The following is a 15,934-nucleotide window of genomic DNA, read 5'->3' as shown; positions in this document are numbered from 1 at the left end:
CAAGTACACCCAACACCCGGCACCTCACGCGACTCCCGCCAACCGGCCCCACCCGGCCCGGCAACCGGGTTCCCGAAGGGGGGCAGGGCTACCGGCATCCCGGCCGAGCCCCTGGGGTTTCCGACCGAAAGGCACGCCGCGCAAGTGCCCCCAACACCGGCACAGGCACCGGCACACGGCCCCGCCAACCGGCCCCACCTCGCCCCCACCCGGCCCCCGCAAAGAGGCAACGCCCACCGGAAGGGTGAAGATGGGGACAAGAGGTGGTAGACCGCTCTAAGCGACAGAGAGGTCGGCCGTGGGCACACACGAGGAGCGGGGCGTTGCCCGGCAGTGGTTCGACGTGGCGGACGCCGCGCCTGTGCTGCTCGATGCGCAGGGTCGGGTGACGGGGTGGACCAGAGAGGCACAGCGGCTGCTGGCGTACGAGGCCGACGTGGCGGTGGGGCGGAACGTCGCCGAGCTGCTGAGCGCCGAGGACGCTGCACGGGTGCCGGAGGTGATGGAGCGGTGCCGCGCGGACGGCGGGTGGGTGGGGTTGCTGACGGGTCTGCGCGGGGACGGACAGACGGCCGGGATCATGGTGCGGATCACCGCGGCCCTCGACACGGAAAGCCCCTCGCGGTGGCTCGCCCTCCTGTCGGAGCTGGACGAGGCACCCGGCTGGGACATGAGCCGGGCGGTGCTGGAGCAGATGGTCGCCCGCTCCCCCGTCGGGATAGCGATCGTCGACACGGACCTGCGCTACGTCTGGTCGAACGCTGCCCTCGCCCAGTACGGAGGCGGCCCGCCCAGCCGCCGGCTCGGGCTGCGGCTCGCCGACATACAGCCCGGACTGGACTCCGAGTCCATCGAGGCGCAGATGCGCAGTGCCCTGACGACCGGCGAACCGATCGTCGGCTACGAGCACGTGGGCCACGCCCGTTCCGCGCCGCTGCGCGAGACCGCGCACATGATGTCGTTCACCCGGCTGGACGACGGCCACGGCCACCCCATGGGCGTGTACTACACGGTGGAGGACATCTCCGACCGGCACCAGGCCCGCCAGCGCCTGGCCCTGCTGGACCGGGCGGGCGAGCACATCGGCCGGACCCTGGACATCAACCGCACCGCCCAGGAGCTGGCGGACGTGGCCGTACCGGGCCTGGCCGACCTCGTCACCGTGGACCTGCTGGAGTCGGTGCTGCGGGGCGGTGAGCCCGCCGCCGGGCCGTTCGGCGACACGGAGCCGGTGACGCTGCGCCGCGCGGGGCATCGTTCGGTCACCGAGCAGGTGCCGGAGGCCGTCGTGGGCATCGGCGACCTGGTCACCTATCCGGCGGGCTCGCCGCCCATCCGCTCCCTCAGGACGGCCAAGTCCTGGCGCGAGGAGAGACTCGACCCGCTCGGTGAGGCCTGGACCGAGCACGCGCGCGGCGGAGAAGCCGCCATCTTCGTCGAACTGGGCCTGCACAGCGTGATGATCGTGCCGATCCGCGCGCGGGGCGTCACCCTTGGCGTCACCTCCTTCTTCAGGCGCCGTCGCCAGGAGGTCTTCGAGGAGGACGACCTGAACCTGGCCGAGGACCTCGTCTCACGGGCGGCCGTCTGTGTCGACAACGCCCGGCGCTACACGCGCGAACGCGACGCGGCGCTGGTCCTGCAGCGCAGCCTGCTGCCGCACGTCCTGCCCGACCAGGCCGCGCTGGAGGTGTCCGCCTGCTACCGGCCCGCCGACGAGCTGACCGGCCTCGGCGGTGACTGGTACGACGTCATCCCGCTGTCGGGGGCCCGCGTCGCCCTGGTGGTGGGCGAGGTGCCGGGCCACGGCATCGACGCCGCCGCGGCGATGGGGCGGCTGCGGACCGCCGTACGCACCCTCGCCCTGCTGGATCTGCCGCCCGAGGAGGTGCTGGCCCATCTCGACGACCTGGTCGCGAGGTCGGCCCGCGAGGAGGGCGTCCAGACGAGCGAGGGGGAGGCCGCCGTCGCCCAGTCCGTGGGGTCCGGGTGCGTGTACGTCGTCTACGACCCGGTCGACGGGCAGTGCACCATGGCGGCCGCGGGCCATCCGGCGCCCGCCGTCGTCATGCCCGACGGCGGCGTGGCCTTCGTCGATCTTCCGCAGGGTCCGCCGCTGGGCGTGGGCGGTCCCCCCTTCGAGTCGGTCGAGCTGGCCCTGGCGGAGGGCAGCACACTCGCGCTGCACACCGACGGGCTGCTTGCGCGCGGGGACGACTGGGCCGTGGACGCCGACCGGGACCGGCTGCGGCAGGCGCTGGAGCAGCGGGCGGCCTCGGTCGAACTGCTCTGCCGGACCGTGGTCGACGCCCTGACGCCGGACCGCCCGCACGACGACGTGGCCCTGCTGATGGCCCGCACCCGCCTCCTGGGCGCCGAGCAGGTCGCCGACTGGGATCTGCCCTCCGACCCCGCCGCCGTCGCGGACGCCCGCAAGACGGCCTCCCGGATGCTGTCGGAGTGGGGCCTGGAGGAGCTGGTCTTCACGACGGAACTGGTCGTCAGCGAGCTGGTCACCAATGCGATCCGGTACTCCGACGGCCCCATCCGGCTGCGTCTGATCAAGGAGCGCGCTCTGGTCTGCGAGGTCTTCGACGGCGGCGCCACGGCCCCACATCTGCGACATCCGCGCACCACGGACGAAGGCGGCCGCGGGCTGCTGCTGGTCTCCCAGGTCACGCAGCGCTGGGGCACCCGCTTCGTCCCCGACGGGAAGATCATCTGGGCCGAGCAGTCGCTGACGGATCCGGCGCCCTGAACTGTGGAATCTCGACAGATGTAGCACATCGGTACATACGACGCGCAGCATGGGAAACTGGTGTGATCCCGGTGGTGAGGCGGGAGCCATGAACGAGAAGCCGATCGACTACGAGGCGGTGTTCCAGAGCCTGCCCGGAATGGTGGCCCTGCTGACCCCGGAGCTGGTCTACGCCGACGCCAACGAGGACTTCCAGCGCCTGTCCGGGCGCGCCCGCGCAGAGCTGGTGGGCCGGTACATCTTCGACGTCTTCCCCGACAACCCCAACGACCCCGCCGCCACCGGCATGCGCGACGTCCGGGCGTCGATGCTGCGCGTGGTGGCCACCGGCGAGCGCGACACGATGGCGCTGCAGCGCTACGACGTCGAGGACGCCTCCCTGCCCGGCCACTGGGAGGAGCGCTACTGGAGCCCGATCAACGCGCCCGTCTTCGGCCCCGACGGGCAGGTGGCCTTCGTCGCGCACCGGGTCGAGGAGGTCACCGAACTCATCCGCCTGCGCGGCGGCACGAGCGGCGACAGCCGGGTGAGGGTCCTGGAGGCCGAGCTGTACACCCGAGCCCGGGAGCTTCAGGAGCTCAACGAACGGCTGCGGCAGTCCCACGCCCGCGAACGCGAGGTGGCGCTGGCCCTGCAGGAGGCGATGCTGCCGGCCCGCCGGCAGGTGGGCAACCACCGGGCCGCCGTGCGCTACCGGCCCGCGATGGGCGCGCTGAACGTGTGCGGCGACTGGTACGACCTGATCGACCTGGTGGGCGGCAACCGCATCGGCGTCTCCGTGGGCGACGTGGTCGGCCACGGCCTGGAGGCGGCCGGCGTGATGGGGCAGCTGCGCAGCGCGCTCAGCGCCACCTCACGGGTCGCCGACGGCCCGGCGCAGGCGCTCGACGTGCTGGGGAGGTATGCCCATGTCGTCGACGGCGCCGAGTCGGCCACCGCGGTCACGACGTTCATCGACTTCGACGCCCGCACCATCACGTACAGCAGCGCCGGCCATCCGCCGCCGGTACTGGTGCACACCGACGGCCGGGTGGAGTTCCTGGACCTGGCCACGGATCCGCCCCTGGACGCCCGCCCCGACCCGAAGCCGAGGCCCCAGGCCGTCACCACCTACTCCGAAGGTGCCACGCTCGCGCTGTACACCGACGGACTGATCGAGCGCCGCCGCGAGGACATCGACACGGGCCTGGGCCGTCTCGCCGACGCGCTCGTGCGCCATCGCACCTCCGCCCCCGAGTCCCTCGCCGACTCCGTCCTGCTGGAGCTGCTGCCGCCCGGGGGCGCGACGGACGACACGGCGCTCGTCATCGTGCGGCTGTGATGAACGAGCAGACCCGACGGCTCCCCGCAAGGGCGGGCCACCTGCCACGCGGCGATCGTGATCACGCCAAACCCCGCCATCGAGTTGCCGCACACCGACCCCGGACACCAGGCTGGTCCCGCGGTCCTCCCCACCCGCAAACCCCGCCGCCCGCCCACTACCTGACATCCACTCAGAACGGTCTTCGTCGGCCGGCATCCGCCCGTCCCGGCCCGGTTCCGGCCTGTCACCCCTGCGCCTACACTGGCAGCCCCACGGCACGCTGGTTGACCTGCCAGAACACGGCGGCCCAAGCTGAACCGCCGGAGTGAGGAGCGCCCCCCTTGTTCTACTACGTACTGAAATACGTATTGTTGGGACCTCTGCTGAGACTGGTCTTCCGGCCCCGAATAGAGGGCCTCGAACACGTACCGGCCACGGGTGCGGCCATCGTCGCGGGCAACCACCTGTCGTTCTCCGACCACTTCCTGATGCCGGCGATACTCAAGCGGCGCATCACCTTCCTCGCGAAGAAGGAGTACTTCACTGGCCCCGGCATCAAGGGCCGTCTGACCGCGGCCTTCTTCCGCAGCGCCGGCCAGATCCCGGTCGACCGCACCGGCAAGGAGGCGGGCCAGGCCGCGATCCGCGAAGGACTCGGGGTCCTGACCAAGGACGAACTCCTCGGCATCTACCCGGAAGGCACCCGCTCGCACGACGGCCGGCTCTACAAGGGCAAGGTCGGGGTCGCGGTGATGGCTCTCAAGGCGCGCGTCCCGGTCATCCCCTGCGCGATGATCGGCACCTTCGAGGCGCAGCCGCCCGGCAAGGTCATCCCGAACGTCCACCCGGTGAAGATCCGTTTCGGCGAGCCCCTCGACTTCTCCCGGTACGAGGGCATGGAGAACGAGAAGGCGATCCTGCGCGCCGTGACCGACGAGATCATGTACGCGATCCTGGCGCTGTCCGAGCAGGAGTACGTCGACCAGTACGCGGCCGTCGCCAAGGCGGAGCAGGAAGCCGCAGCCAAAGCCAAGGCCAAGGCGGGGAAAGACCGCAAGCTGCCGCGGCTGCCCATAAGCTGACGCGCCCCGGGGTACTCAGCCGAGCCGGTCGAGCGCCTCGTCGAGCACCCGGCGCAGCCGCAACGCGTCCGCCGCCACGGCACTCACCAGCGCGGCGGGCCCGGCGAGGGGCATGACAGCAGCGTTCTCCCCCAGCACCCGAGCCACCACCGGAGTCTGCGCGAACTCCGGCCGTACGACCACGAGTTGACCGACCGCCCGGAACCTGCCGAGCCCTGCGGGCCCGTCCCACCCACCCGGCGCGCCGGGCCCGCAGGCAAGCTCCTGATCAAGAACGACCCGCCCGGCAACACTCACCCGGATCCGGCTCCCGAGCCGCCCGGGCTCCTCCCCCACCCGCCCGAGCACCTGCTCCTCACGCAGCACGAGCCGACCGGTCGCGCCGACATCGACGCGGGTGGTCACACGCAGATCACTCCCCCGGGCGGAGATCAACTGCTCGGGAAGCCACCGCAGTTCACCCCCGTCGGCCACGGAAAGCCGTACATCGTAACGGGCCTCGCCCTTGCTCTGTCCCGGCAGCGCGATGGTGGCCGCGGCGGACCCGACACGCAGCCGGGCGCCGGCCTCCACGTCGGCCTCAATGGCGAACCGATCACCCCCGAGCGGCCCGCTCATCGCCCCGACGAGCACGACCCGCGCCTCGGCGCCGCTGCCCCGCGTCCGCCGGAGCGCCAGGGGCCCGTCGCCGTCGAGCACGGGCAGCGAGGTGCCGCCCCGCCCGTCGTCCCGGGCGACGATCCGCGCACGTGCCCGCACCTCACCGGTGGTGGCCGTCATGCCGTCCACGCCACGAGCCGCGCCCGCACCCAGTCGGCGACGTCGTTCACCCCGGGCTCGCTCCTCAGCGACTGGAACACGACCGGCAGTTCGGCCCGCTGCGCCTTGGCGTCGGCCGCCATCCGCGCCAGGTCGGAGCCGACGTACGGCGCGAGGTCGGTCTTGTTGACGACGAGCAGATCGGCGGTCGTCACCCCCGGCCCGCCCTTGCGCGGAATGTCGTCCCCACCGGCGACATCGATCACGAAGATCTGCGCGTCGACGAGCCCCTTGGAGAAGGTGGCGGTGAGGTTGTCCCCACCGGACTCCACGAGAATGAGCTGAAGCGGCCCGACCGCGTCCTCCAGATCCTCGACGGCTTCGAGGTTCGCGGAGATGTCGTCCCGGATCGCGGTGTGCGGACAGGCTCCCGTCTCCACCGCGGTGATCCGCTCGGGCGGCAGTACGGCCTCCCGCAACAGAAACTCGGCATCCTCGCGCGTGTAGATGTCGTTCGTGACAACGGCCAGGGCCAGCTCGTCACGCAGAGCACGGCAGAGCGCGGCGACAGTGGCCGTCTTACCGGACCCCACGGGCCCACCGAGCCCGATCCGCAGGGCACGCCGCGACCCGTCGGGACGGCGGGCGTCGGCACTGACGGCGGAGGGGCCGGGGCGGGAGTGGTCGAGGTGCATGGGGCGGCTCCTTCTTAGGCTTGGCTTCTCAGCTTTGAGGCTTGGCTTCTCAGCGCCGGTCCAGGCATTCCAGCCCGTCCGGCGTTTGAGGACGAGGCCGTACAGGCCGAAAGCGGGGGTCTGGGGGCGGCAGCCCCCAGGTACGGGACGGGTAGAGGCGGCGGGGGCGAAAACACTCAGGACGCAAACAACCGCACGCCCCAACCCGCGTGCACCTCCGCCCCCACCTCCAACAGCGGAGCAGAAGCGGCAGGCAACGCATCGACCCCGTCACCGACAGCACACCGCCCCGCCTCCACCGCCCGATCCACCACCCGGTCCACCTCAGGCGCCAACCGAGCCAGCACCCCCGTGGCGTCAAAGGGATCAAGACTCAGCAACCGCACCGTCGCGCTCGCCGGCCCACTCACACACTCGTAGGCCGCGCAGTAGGCCGCCTCCACGGCCCCCAACCCCGCGGCCCGAGCCACAACCCCCAGCACAACCGGCTGATGAGCCCCCTTGGGAAACCACCGAGCCAGCTCATCCAGCTCCCCGGACGGCCAAGTGGCCCGAGCGGCCCGCATCAACTGCCGCCCCAGCTTCCGGGCTGCGAGCCGCAATGCAGGCGAAGGCGTACGGGCGTCGGCAGCAGCGTCCAGGGCCACCGCATCACCCCCGAGCGCCGCCGCCGCGGCGAGCGAGCCCGCGACCAGCCCCGCCGTGTGCAACCGCCCCCGGCAGAAGTCCTCCAGGCTCGCGGCCCCGGTGATCCGCCCCGCCTTGACGGCGGCCTCGGCCCCACCGGAGTGCGCGTGGCCCCCGGCGGGAAATCGGCCGTCGGCAAGGAGGAGGAGTGCAGCTCGTGACATAAGAACCCAACCATCAGAACCCGAAAAACCTCAGAACCCGACCCGCAGAACCCGTCTCTCAGAACCTGACTCTCAGAACTCGACCCTCAGAACAGGAAGTACCGCTGAGCCATGGGCAGTTCGGTGGCAGCCGTGGCCTCGACCAGTTCCCCGTCGATGTGCACGGCGAAGCTGTCGGGATCGACCCGCACCTCCGGCCGCGCGTCGTTCTCCCGCATGTCGGCCTTGGTGACCCCACGCGTCGACTCGATGGCCACGAACCGCTTCCCGAGCTGGAGCCGCTCCGGCAGCCCGTCCTCGATCGCGAGCGGGGCGACGAAGTTGACCGAGTTCGACGCCGGCGCCCGTCCGATCGCACCGAACATCGGGCGGGGCAGGATCGGCTGCGGCGTCGGGATGGAGGCGTTGGCGTCGCCCATCTGCGCGTATGCGATCTGCCCGCCCTTGATGACGAGTTGGGGCTTGACTCCGAAGAACGCCGGTTCCCACAGCACCAGGTCGGCGAGCTTGCCGGTCTCCACGGAGCCGATCTCGCGGCCGAGGCCCTGTGCGAGCGCCGGGTTGATCGTGTACTTGGCCACGTACCGCCGCACCCGCAGGTTGTCGGCCCGCCCGTCCCCCGGCAGCGCGCCCCGCCGCCGCTTCATCACATGGGCGGTCTGCCAGGTCCGCATGACGACCTCGCCCACCCGCCCCATGGCCTGCGAGTCGGACGAGATGATCGAGATCGCGCCGAGGTCGTGCAGTATGTCCTCCGCCCCGATGGTCGACGGCCGGATCCGCGACTCGGCGAAGGCGAGGTCCTCCGGCACCGCCGCATTGAGGTGGTGGCACACCATCAGCATGTCGAGGTGTTCCTCGGCGGTGTTGACGGTGAACGGGCGGGTCGGGTTCGTCGAACTCGGCAGCACGCGCGGCTCGGATACGACGGTCATGATGTCCGGCGCGTGCCCGCCGCCCGCGCCCTCGGTGTGGTACGCGTGGATGCCCCGGCCGGCGATGGCGGCGAGCGTGTCACCGACGAAACCGGCCTCGTTCAACGTGTCCGTGTGGATGGCGACCTGGATGCCGGTCCGGTCGGCGACGGTCAGCGAGGCGTCGATGACGGCCGGGGTGGTGCCCCAGTCCTCGTGCAGCTTGAGGCCGAGCGCGCCACCGCGGATCTGGGACAGCATCGCCTCGTGGGAGACGGTGTTGCCCTTGCCCAGCAGGCCGAAGTTGACGGGGTGGCCCTCCATCGCCTCCAGCATCCGGGCCAGATGCCAGGGCCCGGGTGTCACGGTGGTCGCCTTAGAGCCCTCGGCCGGTCCGGTACCACCGCCGATCAGGGTCGTGATCCCCGACGCGAGAGCCTCGTCGGCGATCTGCGGGCAGATGAAGTGGACGTGCGCGTCGATGGCGCCGGCCGTCAGGATCCGTCCGTTGCCCGCGATGATCTCGGTCTCGGGCCCGATGACGAGGTCCGGGTGCACCCCGTCCATCGTGTCGGGGTTGCCCGCCTTGCCGATGCCGGTGATCCGGCCGTCGCGGATGCCGAGGTCGGCCTTGACGATGCCCCAGTGGTCGATGATCACGACGCCCGTGATGACGGTGTCCGGGGTGCCCTCCGCGCGGGTGGCCCGCGACTGGCCCATGGACTCGCGGATGACCTTGCCGCCACCGAACACCGCCTCGTCACCGGCGAGTCCGGGACCGCCGGAACGGTCCTCCTCGATCTCGACCAGCAGATCGGTGTCGGCGAGCCGGATGCGGTCACCGGTGGTCGGGCCGAACAGGTCGGCGTACGCGGCACGGGAGATCTCAGGCATCGAGGGCACCTCCGGTCTCCCCGCGCAGGCCGGGCACCACGCGGGCGCCGGTGAGCGGGACGAGTTCGACGTCGACGGGGATGCCGGGTTCGAAGCGCACGGCGGTGCCGGCGGCGACGTTGAGCCGCTTGCCGCGGGCCGCGGCGCGGTCGAACTCCAGACCGGGGTTGGCCTCGGCGAAGTGGTAGTGGGAGCCGACCTGGACGGGCCGGTCGGCGGCGTTGAGGACGGTCAGCCGGGTGACCTCACGGCCCTCGTTGTATGCGATCGGGCCATCGGCGAACAGGATCTCTCCGGGGATCATCGAGGCCCCCTCACACGATCGGGTCGTGGACGGTGACGAGCTTGGTGCCGTCCGGGAAGGTCGCCTCGACCTGGACGTCGTGGATCATCTCGGGGATGCCCTGCATGACGTCGTCCCGCGTGAGCAGCTTGCGTCCGGAGGACATGAGCTCGGCGACCGTACGGCCGTCGCGGGCGCCTTCGAGGATGTGCGAGGTGATGAGGGCCACCGTCTCGGGGTGGTTGAGCTTCAGCCCGCGGGCCCTGCGCTTCTCGGCGACGTCGGCCGCCACGTGGATGAGCAGCCGCTCTTGCTCGTGCGGGGTCAGTTGCACGTCCCACCTCAAGTCCTCGCTCCGGACCGTGCGGGGTCCGGTTGCCGCAGCCACGGGGCAAAGTGCCAGGTGGCGTGGATCGGCAGGCTAGTTGGACCGAGTTTCGGGCACGTTAACCAAGCTGTGATCCATCGGTCGCCCCGTGGTCGTCCCGCATGCTCATCAGTGCCCGCAGCCCGTCCCGGAGTACGTCGACGGGGGCGGGCCCGAAGAGGGACTGCTGGGCGATGAATCCCAGTACCGCGGCGATCATCGTGCGGGCCACATGGTCCGGCGCCGCGTCGGCCGGCATCATCCCGGCCTCCTGGTAGCCCTCGACGATCCGGGCCCAGGCCGTGCGCACCGAGCCGTAGCCCTCCCGCAGGATCGCCGCCAGTTCCTCGTTGCGCAGTGTCTCCGTCCACACCTGGATGACCAGCCGCGGAAACGCGGGCCTGCCGTCGACGACCAGGGACTCGCGGGCGGCGAGGGTCCTGCCGAGGACCGAGGCGACCAGTTCGTCCGGCGGCGGGGGCGGGCTCTGCCGTGCCGCCTCCTCGAAGGCACCGCGGACCGACCCGAGCACCTCGGCGACGATCGCGGCGATCAGCGCCTCCTTGCCGCTGAAGTAGCGGTAGACCGCCCCCGCCGAGAGGTCGACCTCCTTCAGCACGTCCTGCATGGACGTGGCGTGGAAGCCGTTGCGGGCGAAGCAGATCGCGGCGCCGTCGAGGATCTGCCGGCGGCGGGCGTCGAGGTGTTCCTGGGATACGCGGGCCATGGTCACAAAGTAAAACGAACATTCCTTCTTGACAAGGAGCGGCATCGGCAGGACGGTGGGAGCGTCATCAAAAACGAACGATCCTTCTTTTTAGCCGGGAGACCCCCAATGCCCACCCCGTCCGCTACGCCGCCCAGGTCCGCCGCACCCAGGCGCCTGATCGCGGTCGTCGTCCTCGTCCCCGTCCTCGCCGCCCTCGCCCTCTGGGCGTTCGCCTGGCCCGCCGCCCGCACCGCTCCCCGCGACCTGCCACTCGGGGTGGCGGGACCGGCCGCCGCCACGGCCCAGATGAAGAAGGAACTCGGCCGGCACGAGGGCGCGTTCGAGATCCACCGCTACGCGGACGCGTCCGCCGCCCGGGACGCGATCGAGGACCGGACCGTCTACGGCGCTGTCGTCGTGACCCCCCAGGGCCCCGAACTGCTCACCGCGTCAGCGGCGGGCCCGGCGGTCGCCCAGCTGCTGCAACAGGCCGTGACCCAACAGGCCGCCGCCGAGGGCACCCAGGTCAAGGCCGTCGACGTCGTCCCCACACCCGACAACGACCCGCGCGGTGCGGCCCTCGGCGCGAGCGTCCTGCCGCTCGCCCTCGCCGGCATGGCGGCGGGAGCCGCCGTGACCCTGCTCGGGCTGCGCGGCATCCGGGCCGTGAGCGCCCTTACCGGCGCCGCCGCCCTGATCGGCGTGGTCGCGGCCACGCTCGCGCACAGCTGGCTGGGGATCCTCACCGGCGCCTGGTGGGCGGAGGCAGGGGTGTTCGCGCTGACGACGCTGGCCGTGAGTGCGGCCGTCGCCGGGCTCGCCGCGCTGATCGGCAACGCGGGCATCGGCATCGTGTCGTTCACGGTGATGTTCCTCGGCAACCCCTTCTCCGGGGCGGCCTCGGCGCCGCAGATGCTGCCCGAGCCGGTCGGCGTCATCGGCCAGTGGCTGCCGCCGGGCGCGGGCACGACCCTGCTGCGCTCGGTGTCCTTCTTCGACGGCGCGGCGGCGATCGGTCCCGCCATGACGCTGACCTGGTGGGCCGCACTGGGACTGGGCGCCGTTCTGCTCGGGAACGCCCTGAGGTCCCGCACGCCGAGCACCGAGCCCGCGGCCGAGAGGGAGCTCGCCCCCGTCGGCTGAGCGGCCGCCCGACCACACCGAACCGACCGTGCACCCCCGCTGTAGCGGACGGGGGTGCATGGTCCTGTCGTTCCGGGGCGCGGCGGAGGGAAGTCCGAACGCCGGCTCGGCGTCCGGAGAGGCGGCAACCCTACGAGGGGCTCGACCCGCGGTGCTCCGCGGCGATACCGAAGCGCTGTCGTTCGCGGGGAGCGGACGCGACCTCGCGGACGCTGGAGACCGCGCTGATCACCTGCTCCTCGGTGAGCTCCGCCGGCTCCCCGAGTTTCTCCAGTCGTTCGAGGTCAGAGGCGGAGACAAGGGCGACGAGGGGCTTTCCGTGGCGCGTCACGACGACGCGCTCACCGCCGTACACCACGCGATTGATCAGTTCGGCGAGCTCAGCCCTGGCTTGCGTCACCGGAATCTCGTAGGCCATGCTCCCTACATTACGTCATGTACGTCCTGTACATTTTTTACAGGCACCCGACGAGGGAGCGTGAGCCATGACCCGACCGTCAGCCCGCTATGTACTGCCCGAGTTCACCGAGCGCACGAGTTCAGGCACCAGGACGCAGGATCCGTACTCGAAGCTGCTGGAGGAGCGGATCGTCTTTCTCGGCACGCAGATCGACGACATCTCGGCGAACGACGTGATGGCCCAGTTCATGTATCTGGAGCACAAGGACCCCGACCAGGACATCTCGCTGTACATCAATTCACCCGGCGGCTCGTTCAGCTCGATGTCGGCGATCTACGACACGATGCAGTACGTCACCTGCGACGTGGAGACGATCTGCCTGGGCCAGGCCGGCGCGTCCGGCGCGGTGCTGCTCGCCGCGGGCACGCCGGGGAAGCGGTTCGCCCTGCCCGGGGCCCGGGTGGTGATCCATCAGCCGGGGCTGCCCGAGCCGGTCGAGGGCCAGGCCAGCGATCTGGCCATCCAGGCCGACGAACTGACGAGGATTCGGGCCCGCCTGGAGGAGATGCTCGCCCGGCACACCGGGCGCAGCCGCGAGCAGGTGTCCAAGGACATCGAGCGGGACAAGATCCTGAACGCCCAGGAGGCGCTGGAGTACGGACTGGTGGACCGGATCATCCCCAGCCGCAAGGCGACCCTCGCGCCACCCACGGGGCGGTGATCGGCCGGTGCTGCCACCCGAGTTGCCGCCGCTGCCCGCGCTGACCCGTGCGGAGGGCGAGTTGATCGACCGTTATCTCGATGTGGTGGACCTGCTCGGCCGGATCAACCCGGCGCAGGACGGCGACACCTACCGCGGACTGCGTGCCGCCCAGGCGCTCGTCCGCAGAGCGGCCGAGCTGCGGGACGCGCTGGCGCTGATGCACCAGCGGGGCGAGACGGAGCTGCACGCTCCCACGCTCGCGCGTGCGCTGCGCGTGCTGGACGGGGAGCGCCGCACGGCTCGCGTCACGCTGCCGCCGCGCTCCGACAGTTGACGACGTGTACAGGACGGTCCCGGACGTCTCGATCCCACTGACGAGGCGTCCGGACCAAGGCTGAAACGGACCAAACGGCGTACCCCCTTTCGGCGTATCCGTGGCTCCTTTTGCGGGCCCGTCAGGGTTGCGCATCGGGCATGAGTCCAAGGCGGAACAAGGCGCTCCATCGCTGGTCCGGGACGCCTTCACCCTCTGGACACCCTCTCGAACACACGGGTACCCACCCGAACGGGTGAGTGGTGACTAACACCACAAATCACCGGTTCCGCTGGGTATTTCGCTCATCCGTGCACCAAGATCCCTGTCTGACGACAAGCCCCCGCCGCAGCGGCGGGGCGGTCCGGGCGGACGCCGAGTCCTGCCGCCGCCTGGATGACCGGTCGACAGGAGTGGATCGGCAGGAGTGGAGGACCCGAGCAAGACGGGTCGCCGGAGCGGACGTTCGTTCGATCCGAGCAGCCCTTGGGGTGAAGCCGCAGCAATGCGGCCGGGCAACTTCGCCAGCCCGAATCCGACAGGTCATCCTTCACAGGCGGCTGACGAAGGGTTGCGCATGACTGCGCTCAATCGTGTCCCGTCGCTCATGGCCCGGGCCGGTACGGCCTCGGCTCTCACCATCGCCGCGGTGGGCGGCTCGATAATGGCGCCCGGCTTCACGTCCGAAGCGGAGGCAGCCACACCGGCGACGAAGGCACTTCAGATCGCGGCCTCCAAGAAGGGCTCCCCGTACAGGTGGGGCGCCACGGGGCCGAACCGGTTCGACTGCTCCGGGCTGACGCTCTACTCGTTCAAGAAGGCGGGCAAGAAGCTGCCCCGTACGGCGGCCCAGCAGTACAACAAGACCCGCCACATCTCCGCCAAGAGCCGCAAGGCCGGAGACCTGGTGTTCTTCCACTCGGGGTCGTACGTCTACCACGTCGGCATCTACGCCGGGAAGGGAAAGATCTGGCACTCCCCCAAGAGCGGGGACGTGGTAAGGCTGCAGAAGATCTGGACCAGGAGCGTCTGGTACGGCCGGGTCAAGTGACCCACCCGGGGGTGATGGCGGCGGCCTGACACGCCGTCATCGCCCTCGGGGCACGAGAAGGGCCGTCAGACGGCCATCAGCGGCCCGGCGAGGAGCCCGACGCCGAAGGCCGTCAGCGCGACGCCGGTGACGGTCGTGACCGCCCGGGCGGCGCGCGGCCGGCGCAGCCACCGCCCGAGCCGGTCCACCAGCAGGGCGACCACCTGGAACCACACCAGTGCGATCGCGAGCACGATCAGTGCGAGCAGCAGCGTCCGGGGCAGCGCGGGAGCGCCCGCGGGCACGAACTGGGGCAGCACGCTGAGGAAGGTCAGGGACGCCTTCGGGTTGAGGGCGTTGGTGACGAAGCCCTGCCGCAGCGGTCGCCCGGTGGAGTCCTCGCCCGTGTCCGCCACTTCACTGCGCCGCTGCCGCAGGGTCTGGACGCCCAGATACAACACATAGACCCCGCCGACCACTTGGAGCGCGCGGAACAGCGCCGGTACGGCGGCCAGGACCGCGGCGACCCCCAGCACGGCCAGCGTCACATGCACCAGCAGCCCGGCCCCGATCCCGAGCGCGCACGCGATACCGGCCCGGCGGGAGACGAGGGCGTTGCGCACGACGACCGTGAAGTCGGCGCCGGGCATGGCGACGAGGCCGGCGGAAACCCCGGCGAAGGCGATGAGCTGAGCGTCCATGGCACCCAGCGTGCCGCGGGGAAGCCTTCAGCAGGTATGTCGAATATCCTGGGTCTGCCTAAAGCATTGCTTTAGGCAGACAGGCTTGGACGGACGAGGAGCCCGGCATGTAAGACCCGACCAGGCTCGCCGCCCTGGTGGCGGTCGCCGAGGCGGGCTCGATCACCCGGGCGGCGGAGCGGCTCGGCTACACCACACCTGCGCTCTCCCAGCAGCTGGCCAAGCTGGAGCGCGAGGCGGGCACCGCCCTTCTGGTACGGCATCACCGCGGGGCGCGGCTGACGGGTGCGGGCGAGCTGCTGGTGGCGCGGGCGCGGCGAGTACTCGACGAGCTGGAGCGGGCCCGGCACGAGCTGGCCCGGCTGACCGGCCTGTCGGGCGGCACGCTCCGGCTCGGCACCTTCCAGACCGCGGGCATCCATCTGCTGCCGCCGGCCCTCAGCGCCTTCCGGCGGGCCCATCCGGACGTGGAGCTGACGGTCGCCGACTACGAACCGTCGGCGGGTGTCGCCGCCGTGGCGGCCGGGGAGGTGGATCTGGCGCTGACGCACGCGTATGAGCCGGGCGACCCGATTCCGCTCGCGTCCTCGGTCCGCGTCGAGCCGATCCTCGTCGAGGAACTGGTCCTGGTGTCCGCTCCGGGCCACGCCCTCACCACCGGGACCGCACGGCTGCCGCTGGCCGAGCTCGCCGGGCAGCCGCTGATCAGCATGGCGCCGGACGCTCCGGCCCGGCGAGGGGTGGAGGCGGTGCTGGCCCGGGCGGGGGCCTGGCCCTCGGTGCTGGTGCCGACGCCGGGCTATCTCCTGGTGTGCGCGCTGGCCAGTGCGGGGCTCGGGGTCGCGGTCGTACCGGAGATGGTGGCGCGTACGTCGGTCACGCCGGTCGGGGTGCGCGCGCTGGAGGGCGCTGAGCTGCGCCGTACGATCTCGGTCGCCTTCCGGAGCGAGGAGGCGGCCCCGGCCGCGGATGCCTTCCGGGCTCTGCTGCGCGGCTCGTTCGGCCGGTCACGGCAGACCTGAGGGGCGG

The 15,934-nt window shown here is 71.3% G+C and carries 17 protein-coding genes and 1 riboswitch; of the genes, 8 read left to right on the top strand and 9 right to left on the bottom strand.

Features of this window, described 5'->3' with window-relative positions; all coding sequences use genetic code 11:
• Window positions 1-298 precede the first annotated feature (298 nt).
• The 3 genes from ACZ7L5_RS34125 (at window position 299) to ACZ7L5_RS34115 (ending at window position 5,143) form a co-directional block, all read left to right on the top strand.
• Window positions 299-2,758 carry a SpoIIE family protein phosphatase gene (locus tag ACZ7L5_RS34125; protein WP_471521758.1) on the top strand — a complete coding sequence of 820 codons (2,460 nt, stop codon included), beginning with the start codon at window positions 299-301 and terminating at the stop codon, window positions 2,756-2,758.
• An 88-nt stretch (window positions 2,759-2,846) separates the two neighbouring features.
• Window positions 2,847-4,079, top strand: coding sequence for a PP2C family protein-serine/threonine phosphatase (locus tag ACZ7L5_RS34120; protein ID WP_471521756.1), 1,233 nt, complete (start codon window positions 2,847-2,849; stop codon window positions 4,077-4,079).
• A 323-nt stretch (window positions 4,080-4,402) separates the two neighbouring features.
• Complete coding sequence (locus tag ACZ7L5_RS34115; RefSeq protein ID WP_365054725.1) at window positions 4,403-5,143, top strand: lysophospholipid acyltransferase family protein; 741 nt, start codon at window positions 4,403-4,405, stop codon at window positions 5,141-5,143.
• A 15-nt stretch (window positions 5,144-5,158) separates the two neighbouring features.
• Here ACZ7L5_RS34115 and ACZ7L5_RS34110 read toward each other — a convergent pair whose 3' ends face one another.
• From ACZ7L5_RS34110 to ACZ7L5_RS34080, 7 genes are all read right to left on the bottom strand, one after another.
• Complete coding sequence (locus ACZ7L5_RS34110) at window positions 5,159-5,923, bottom strand: urease accessory protein UreD (protein ID WP_471521754.1); 765 nt, start codon at window positions 5,921-5,923, stop codon at window positions 5,159-5,161.
• A complete protein-coding gene (gene ureG, locus ACZ7L5_RS34105) occupies window positions 5,920-6,597 on the bottom strand; it encodes an urease accessory protein UreG (protein WP_471521752.1) in 678 nt (225 codons plus the stop codon). The genes ACZ7L5_RS34110 and ureG overlap by 4 nt, the downstream gene beginning before the upstream one ends.
• Window positions 6,598-6,773: 176 nt before the next feature.
• Complete coding sequence (locus ACZ7L5_RS34100) at window positions 6,774-7,448, bottom strand: urease accessory protein UreF (RefSeq protein WP_471521750.1); 675 nt, start codon at window positions 7,446-7,448, stop codon at window positions 6,774-6,776.
• A gap of 86 nt (window positions 7,449-7,534) precedes the next feature.
• Window positions 7,535-9,256, bottom strand: coding sequence for an urease subunit alpha (locus ACZ7L5_RS34095; protein WP_471521749.1), 1,722 nt, complete (start codon window positions 9,254-9,256; stop codon window positions 7,535-7,537).
• Window positions 9,249-9,560: an urease subunit beta gene (locus ACZ7L5_RS34090; RefSeq protein WP_190050893.1), complete on the bottom strand. Its 312-nt coding sequence runs from the start codon at window positions 9,558-9,560 to the stop codon at window positions 9,249-9,251. Before ACZ7L5_RS34090 ends, ACZ7L5_RS34095 begins: the two co-directional genes overlap by 8 nt.
• A 10-nt stretch (window positions 9,561-9,570) precedes the next feature.
• A complete protein-coding gene (locus ACZ7L5_RS34085) occupies window positions 9,571-9,873 on the bottom strand; it encodes an urease subunit gamma (protein WP_471521747.1) in 303 nt (100 codons plus the stop codon).
• Window positions 9,874-9,985: 112 nt separating this feature from the next.
• On the bottom strand, window positions 9,986-10,633 hold the full coding sequence (locus tag ACZ7L5_RS34080; protein ID WP_471521745.1) for a TetR/AcrR family transcriptional regulator: 648 nt from the start codon (window positions 10,631-10,633) through the stop codon (window positions 9,986-9,988).
• A 108-nt stretch (window positions 10,634-10,741) separates the two neighbouring features.
• Between ACZ7L5_RS34080 and ACZ7L5_RS34075 the strand changes: the two genes are divergently transcribed.
• Window positions 10,742-11,758: an ABC transporter permease gene (locus ACZ7L5_RS34075; RefSeq protein WP_471521743.1), complete on the top strand. Its 1,017-nt coding sequence runs from the start codon at window positions 10,742-10,744 to the stop codon at window positions 11,756-11,758.
• Window positions 11,759-11,888: 130 nt separating this feature from the next.
• Here ACZ7L5_RS34075 and ACZ7L5_RS34070 read toward each other — a convergent pair whose 3' ends face one another.
• Entirely contained in the window at window positions 11,889-12,176 is a 288-nt protein-coding gene (locus tag ACZ7L5_RS34070) for a type II toxin-antitoxin system Phd/YefM family antitoxin (RefSeq protein ID WP_328883121.1), read from the bottom strand.
• A 67-nt stretch (window positions 12,177-12,243) separates the two neighbouring features.
• Between ACZ7L5_RS34070 and ACZ7L5_RS34065 the strand changes: the two genes are divergently transcribed.
• The 3 genes from ACZ7L5_RS34065 (at window position 12,244) to ACZ7L5_RS34055 (ending at window position 14,225) form a co-directional block, all read left to right on the top strand.
• Complete coding sequence (locus tag ACZ7L5_RS34065; protein WP_362378932.1) at window positions 12,244-12,879, top strand: ATP-dependent Clp protease proteolytic subunit; 636 nt, start codon at window positions 12,244-12,246, stop codon at window positions 12,877-12,879.
• Window positions 12,880-12,886: 7 nt separating this feature from the next.
• On the top strand, window positions 12,887-13,195 hold the full coding sequence (locus ACZ7L5_RS34060; RefSeq protein ID WP_471521741.1) for a hypothetical protein: 309 nt from the start codon (window positions 12,887-12,889) through the stop codon (window positions 13,193-13,195).
• A gap of 358 nt (window positions 13,196-13,553) precedes the next feature.
• Window positions 13,554-13,748, top strand: a riboswitch (cyclic di-AMP (ydaO/yuaA leader).
• A gap of 3 nt (window positions 13,749-13,751) precedes the next feature.
• On the top strand, window positions 13,752-14,225 hold the full coding sequence (locus ACZ7L5_RS34055; RefSeq protein ID WP_471521739.1) for a C40 family peptidase: 474 nt from the start codon (window positions 13,752-13,754) through the stop codon (window positions 14,223-14,225).
• Between the two features lie 65 nt (window positions 14,226-14,290).
• Here the strand turns inward: ACZ7L5_RS34055 and ACZ7L5_RS34050 are convergent, their stop codons facing one another.
• Window positions 14,291-14,905, bottom strand: coding sequence for a LysE family translocator (locus ACZ7L5_RS34050; protein WP_471521738.1), 615 nt, complete (start codon window positions 14,903-14,905; stop codon window positions 14,291-14,293).
• Window positions 14,906-15,039: 134 nt separating this feature from the next.
• Between ACZ7L5_RS34050 and ACZ7L5_RS34045 the strand changes: the two genes are divergently transcribed.
• Window positions 15,040-15,927 carry a LysR family transcriptional regulator gene (locus ACZ7L5_RS34045; RefSeq protein WP_471522096.1) on the top strand — a complete coding sequence of 296 codons (888 nt, stop codon included), beginning with the start codon at window positions 15,040-15,042 and terminating at the stop codon, window positions 15,925-15,927.
• Window positions 15,928-15,934: the final 7 nt, after the last annotated feature.

Source organism: Streptomyces sp. NPDC107528 (assembly GCF_055639295.1).
Note: the sequence above shows the minus strand (reverse complement) of the source record. Positions and strands in the feature narration are given on the sequence as shown.